Source organism: Peribacillus sp. P4_D6, assembly GCF_056401795.1.
In genome coordinates this window covers 1-5,859 of sequence record NZ_JBFUIQ010000180.1, presented here as the reverse complement: position 1 = coordinate 5,859, position 5,859 = coordinate 1, and the positions used below count along the sequence as shown (strand labels likewise).

Annotated in this window: 5 protein-coding genes; all 5 read right to left on the bottom strand. The window is 40.3% G+C overall.

Annotated elements, in window-relative coordinates:
- Positions 1-118: 118 nt before the first annotated feature.
- The gene (locus AC1DVB_RS24725) at positions 119-1,693 is read right to left on the bottom strand and encodes a class I adenylate-forming enzyme family protein (RefSeq protein WP_477591411.1); all 1,575 of its coding nucleotides are present in this window, start codon (positions 1,691-1,693) and stop codon (positions 119-121) included.
- Positions 1,694-1,720: 27 nt separating this feature from the next.
- Positions 1,721-2,893 (bottom strand): acyl-CoA dehydrogenase family protein, encoded by a 1,173-nt coding sequence (locus tag AC1DVB_RS24720; protein ID WP_477591409.1) that lies wholly within the window; start codon positions 2,891-2,893, stop codon positions 1,721-1,723.
- Between the two features lie 168 nt (positions 2,894-3,061).
- The gene (locus AC1DVB_RS24715) at positions 3,062-3,967 is read right to left on the bottom strand and encodes a LysR family transcriptional regulator (RefSeq protein WP_239861094.1); all 906 of its coding nucleotides are present in this window, start codon (positions 3,965-3,967) and stop codon (positions 3,062-3,064) included.
- A gap of 117 nt (positions 3,968-4,084) precedes the next feature.
- A complete protein-coding gene (locus AC1DVB_RS24710; RefSeq protein ID WP_057275934.1) occupies positions 4,085-5,323 on the bottom strand; it encodes an MFS transporter in 1,239 nt (412 codons plus the stop codon).
- 234 nt (positions 5,324-5,557) lie between these two features.
- The coding region (locus tag AC1DVB_RS24705) for an alkyl sulfatase C-terminal domain-containing protein (RefSeq protein ID WP_477591406.1) at positions 5,558-5,859 on the bottom strand (302 nt) is incomplete at its 5' end.

Genomic DNA, 5,859 nt, shown 5'->3' with positions numbered 1-5,859 from the left:
CTAAACACATCTTGGATATAGCACATAAAAGCCTCACACGTCCTGATTCCAGGTTAACGTGCGAGGCTTATTTGCATTCCTCTGCTCAATCTTAAATTTGCTATAAGTCTCAATTTTGCTAGATGGTTAGAATACCTTGTGAAAACATCTTTCTTAATTCTTTTTTATCTATTTTTCCAATCGGCGTTAATGGGAACTTATCAAGAAAATAGGCAATTTTAGGAACCATATACTTAGAGGTCCTTTGTTTGCAGAAATCAATTAATTCCTCACTAGTACAGCTCAATCCTTCATGCAATGCTATCACGACACACACTACTTCTCCCCAATCTGGATGGGGAACGCCAATGCATGCGCTTAATGTAACAGAAGGGTGCTGGTTCACCACTCGCTCCACTTCTGAAGAATATACGTTCATCCCGCCTGTAATGATCATATCTTTCTTCCTATCTACAATATAAAGGTAACCGCTTTCATCCCATTTACCAATATCCCCCGTGTAAAACCAGCCATCACGGATGTATTCACGGGTAAGATCCGGTCTTTGATAATATCCAACCATCATGGCTGGGGACTTTACGATAATTTCTCCGAACTCGGTTGGTTTTACATCATTTCCATTCTCATCAATCAGTCGAACTTCGGTAAGAATGCACGGTTTTCCACAGCTTTTCAAAACTTCCGGATTATTATGGTAAGCCCATACATGAGCGCTCTTCGATAGTCTTGAAATGACAATATTACATTCTGTCATGCCGTATTGCTGGCGCATGATAGGCCCGAATACTTCAAAAGCTTCTTCAAGGCGCTTCTGTGAAATCGGTGATGCACCATAGAAGATATTGCGCATGGAGCTCATATCATATTCCATCTTCTTGGTCTGATCAAGAATCCTGTATAACATGGTCGGAACCATGAATGTCGTCGTGATTTCATGTTCCTTTATCGCCTGTATGAATGCTGCAGCATCGAATGAGCCCATCACATAAACATGGACGCCCGAAACAAGGGATCTCCAAAGTAGTGAACCGGCTGAATGCACAATGGGCGTACTTAGCAATACCCGGTCCCGGTCGTCCAGCGGGTCTTCGATAGCTGCAGAAAGTATCGCGGCGCCGAGTCCTTTCTGGGAATGCATAACGCCTTTGGGTGTACCCGTTGTCCCGCCTGTATAGGACAGAAGGGCAATGTCATCTTCTTCAGCTATAGGCAAGTCTAAATTATTTATTTCACCAGGCCATTTAAATAGTTCAAACTCCTCCGGATAATTACTATTAAAGCCAGGGAGCCCAATAACATGGACATCCTCCTTCTTCATTTCTTCCAAATACTCTAAGAAGGTGTCAAAGTGTGTCTGTGTAGCAATTATGACCACTTCTGGTTTTGCTTCCTTTAAAATGAATTGTATTTCTCGTTTTCCGAGTTTTTCACTTAATGGCACCAAGGTAGCCCCGCATTGCTGGACGGCCAAACCAAACATCACACTTTCCAAACTGTTTGGAATGATGGTCGATATGCGGACGCCCCTTCCTGCACCTAAGCGCATTAAATAAGAAGTGATACGTTCTGTTTTCTTCCATAACTCGTCGTAGGTTATCGTTTCTCCGTTTGGCAACAAGGTAATAGCCGGCAGGTCGCCGAATCGTTTCATTCCTTTATTCATCAGTGACTGAAATGTCAACTTATGCAGCATGAATTTTTTCCTCCCCCGAAAAAGTTTTCACCCTTTTAATAGTGCTTTGGCAATTGTATTTTTTTGAATCTCTGAGGTTCCGCTCAGAATCCGATACATCCGTGCACTCCTGTACATTTTTTCTACTGGATGCCCTTTTACCAAGCCTTTGGAGCCAAAGATTTGGATGGCCTTGTCAGCCACACGGCTATTTACCTCTGAAGCAAACAGCTTGGCCATGGATGTACCGGCCCGATCCTCTTTTCCCTGATCAATTTTATCAACCACATCATAGACCATGCATTTTGCTGCATAGATTTCCGTCGCCATATCAGCGAGCATATGCTGAATTGCCTGGAAGTCACCGATGGGCCGGCCATACTGGACTCGCGTTTTGGCATGTTCAACAGATAAATCGAGAAGGTGTTGAGCCATTCCGATAAAGCCGGCGGCATGGGAAGCGCGATTTGTGTTTATTCTTTTCAATCCGAGCAGCAACCCTTTTCCTGGTTCTCCGATTATATTGGCGGCAGGCACTCGACATTGATTGAAATTCAATTCGGCATGTATGCGTTCTCCTGATAGGGGAACTTGAATGTCTCCTAGTTCAAACCCTGGATGTTGTGGTGTTTTTTTATCAACTAGGAAAGCAGTGATCCTTTCTTTTTCTCCTTTCCGGGATTCTTTCGCTATGACAATGGCGAAATCAGCATAGGGGGCCGCACTGATAAAATGTTTCTTTCCGCTTAATATATAATCATTTCCGTCTTTAACGGCYGTTGTTTCGATAGCAAATGCATCCGACCCGGCATTTGGTTCTGTAAGGGCAAAGCAGCAACTCACTTCTCCCGTCACAACGGGCATCACATATTTTTCTATTTGCTCCGGTGTAAAACTTTCCAACATCTGACCAATTCTTAGCGGCCCGCCAATCTCCCCTATAACCTGCCCCCATAAAACCGCTCCGGAACGTGCCAATTCTTCCTTGAACATGCATAATCCTTTTAAGCTTACTTCTTGTCCGCCATATTTTTCAGGGAGGTTAATTCCGTRAAAGCCCAATTCCCTGGATCTTTTCCTTGCCCATTTTATGGCTTCCATCGGAATATCCTCTTCAGCGTTCAAGCCATGCTCCTGTTCATATGGAAGCAATTCATTTTGGATGAAATCCTGCAACTTTGTTTGAAGTACCTCTAATTTCTCTTCCTGGGTCGTAACCATATGTTTCCCCTTTCGATTTTTATTTTCGTCTTACTTTTTAAATATTTGAAATGTTATAAAATCAATTTTAAATGTAAATAATATTTAAGTAAAATAAGGATATATGATGTAAATATAAAAAATATTGATGTAAATAAAAAAATATTAGTTCCCTATCATCATAGGAAACTAATATTTAAGAGTGGTGTAGAATTCGAGACATTTTATAAACTCCCTGGCAGCTTTTGAAAAATACTGCTTCTTAGAGCAAACATAACCGAATTCCATTGTATTATTTTCCATCTCCACCAAAGGAATGGCCACAAGTTCCCCGCTTAGGAAATAGGGGTCGCTGTTAACTCCAATATCATAAGAAAAGGCAATCGCTAATCCCTCAGCGACGGTTTTTTTGATGATCTCTGTATTATTTGTGAAAAACAAAATATTCATCTCACCGTAATGATCAAAAAAACCTTTAATGAACGACTTCATTCTTGGTCCATTGTAAATGACCAAATTTTGGTCCATAAGCTCTCGTGGGGTTATGCTTTTACGGTTAACTAAAGGTGAGTTCTTACTGACCATCACAATCACTTTTGCTTCCATCAAAGGTTGGAATTCCAACTCAATTTCTTTTGGTTTAACCTTTGGGATATTCAATAGCCCGATGTCTATCTTACCATTCCGTACTTCTTCGGTTATCTCTTGTCCTCCTTTTTCTTCAATGACAATTTTCACCTCGGGATACTTCTTCTTAAATAAGGCCAAGGCTTTAGGCAAAACCGTTAGAAATAAACCTTGTGTTGATGAAAGGCGCAACTCTTTTTCCATCGTATCTGAATGTATTTGGGCACTGTCTCTTATTTCTTCCAATTTGCTTAATACTTCAAGAGCTTTCTGGATGATTTCCTTTCCGTCTTCTGTAGGTATGGTTCCTAACCTTGACCGCTTGAAGATTTTTATACCTAATTCCTTCTCCAAACTCGTAATGGCCATACTGATTCCAGATTGAGAGATATGGAGGCTTTCTGATGCAGTGGAAATCGAGTTAACCTCGGCTACCTTAATGATATATTCCAATTGTTCAATATTCATGGTTTATTCTCCTTCTAGCCTATTACTACTATCATACCTCGAACAGAAAGCCCTTTCAATTTTAGAGAAATGGAATTAGAATACCTCAAGCTTTATCCTCAAAAGCAGAATCTAGTTTTATACAATGGTAGATGTTTTTTCGTATTCTTTAGCGGGTTGTGCCTGATTATTTTTAATAGATACGGCAACAATCGTTCCCAATAACGCGATTATCACCAAAAACAGGAAAGCGGCATTATAGGAGTCATTAAACAGACTGATAATCAAACCGAGGGCTAAAGGAGAAACAGCACCTGCAATTTGACCGGCGAAAGTTACGAGTCCGGAGGCAGAGCCCGTTAGTTCCTTTGGTGAGTATTTTATGATGATCGTATATAGAACGGTTCCAAAGAAAGAAAGTGCTACGGAGTTGAGGGTGAGATACGTGATGATAAGTCCTATAGACGTGGCGTTAGACATTAAAAAGAGAAAAATTGCCGATAATAAAGCGCCTGCAGCGGCAAGATACTTCTCMCGGTTAGCCATATGTTTATCCAGAAGCCACCCGCTTACATTAAACATCAAGAAACCAAAAATATAAGGGATTGCCAATAAACCTCCGGCGGCTATTAAATCCACTCCTTTTTCTTTAACCAAATATATAGGCATCCAAGTGATCAGACCATAGTTGATAATATTTGATATAAACTTGAATGTTATGAGTTTCCAAATATTTTCGATTTTAAATAACAGTTTCAGAGCAACCTTTTTTTGTTTCGGTTTGTCTTTTTTAACCTCTTGATTTCCTTGAGGCTTGAGAATGAACCAAATTCCGAAAGAAGCTAATATCCCTAGAATTCCGGAAATGGTAAACATGCCCCGCCAACCGAATGCCACCACCATGGAAGCTGCAAGTGCAGTACCTAATATCCCGCCAATATTTTGGGCAGACAGGAAAAACGAATTTGCCCTGCCCCGTTCTTCTTCCGGGAAGTTATCTCTTATAGTGGACATACTGGCAGGATAGAAAGGCCCTTCACCTAACCCGAACAGAAAACGGATGAATAATAAAGACATAAATGACCAAGCAAACCCAGTCATTACAGTGAACAAGGACCAACTAAACAAAGAAACAGTAACCATGACCCTGGCGCCATACTTATCGGTCATCCATCCACCAAGCGGTTGCATGAGTGAGTAGCTAACAAAAAATATACTAATTAAAATACCTGTCTGGGACGTAGTGAGATGAAACTCTTCTGCAATAGGAATAATCCCGACATTTATGGCAACGCGATCAAAAAAACTTAAAATCATTCCAACAAATAAAAGGCCGCTAATCATTATTTTTCGTTTATTACTTGCATATAACTGCATTTACCATCACTCCATTTTTTCATATTTTCACAAAACCTCGGTCGCATAGGAAGCGCTTACAATTCCTTTCGAATTACAAAACTTGTTCTGTAACTATTAGGAGCGTTTTATAAAAAATTAAAAACGAAACAGGATGCCTTCAGGATTAATTAATACATTCAAACCCACGAGACTGCTAAGTAGACTCGTGGGTAACCAATCCATCCTTGTTTCAGAATATGAAGTGTTTGATTATCACGGAGTTACGATATTAACCTTAGGTTGGAATTGATCCAGCAAAGTCAGGAAATCTTCAAACTGTTTTTTATCACCGGAAATGGCAACTTTACCGGCTGCTTCCATTTTGGATAAATCTTCCCGTCCCAGAGCAATCTGATAGAAGGTTATTCTATCTAATGTTAATGCTGCATCAGGGTTGGACGCCATTTTCCCTTTTTTGAAGTTCAATACAGAATTATTCAGATCGATCGTGTAATTGGTTTTCGAATCTGTAAATGTCAAATTGAAAGTCATATTTTTATTTTCCGCTTTCATTC